Consider the following 789-nt stretch of genomic DNA (forward strand, 5'->3'; position numbering starts at 1 on the left):
TTAAACCCAAATAACGGTACTTGTTTTGCCTCTTTTGGTGCACACCCGAATTTCCAAGTGGCGTTTGAACGTACCGTAACCGAGTTATTACAAGGCCGTAGCTTAAAGGATTTAGATGTGTTTGCCCCACCTTCATTTAATAATGAAGATGTAGCAGATCATGCGAACCTTGAGACACACTTTATTGATTCAAGCGGTCTAATTTCGTGGGATCTTTTCAAACGTGATGCGGATTATCCATTCGTACATTGGGATTTCTCTGGCACAACCGAGCAAGAATTCAATAATATGATTGCGATTTTCAACAAGCACAATCAGCCTGTTTACATTATGGATTACGAGCATTTAGGCGTGTATGCTTGCCGTATTTTAGCACCGGGAATGTCGAACATTTATCCAAGCGACGATTTAATTTACGCAAACAACAATATGGGTATGGATTGGCGTGAAATCTTATTAGATTTACCACATTTCCACCACGATGCTGAAACCTACCAAGAATTGCTTGATGAGTTAGACGAGCAAAGCATTGATGATTTAACTCGTGTGCGTGAATTTATCGGTGTTGTGGCAGAAAAAGGTTCAGCAATGCAAACTCTGCGTATCGGCGAACTAAAATCAATGCTTCACTTAGCACTTGGCAACTTAGAGCAAGCGTTAGATTGGGCGAACTGGACAGCGAATATGAACGCCAGCGTGTTCTCGCCAGAGCGTAATAATTACTACCGTTGCTTAATCAGCACGATTGAATTATTCCTTGATGAAAATCGTGAGCCTGAGCAATATCGC

1 protein-coding gene is annotated in these 789 nt (G+C 41.6%); it reads left to right on the forward strand.

Annotated elements, in window-relative coordinates:
- On the forward strand, positions 1 to 789 hold a 789-nt coding region (locus tag ACERCG_RS12175), incomplete at both ends, for a YcaO-like family protein (RefSeq protein ID WP_373612306.1).

The sequence above is a fragment of the Mannheimia sp. E30BD genome (genome assembly GCF_041807785.1).
GTDB lineage: Bacteria > Pseudomonadota > Gammaproteobacteria > Enterobacterales > Pasteurellaceae > Mannheimia.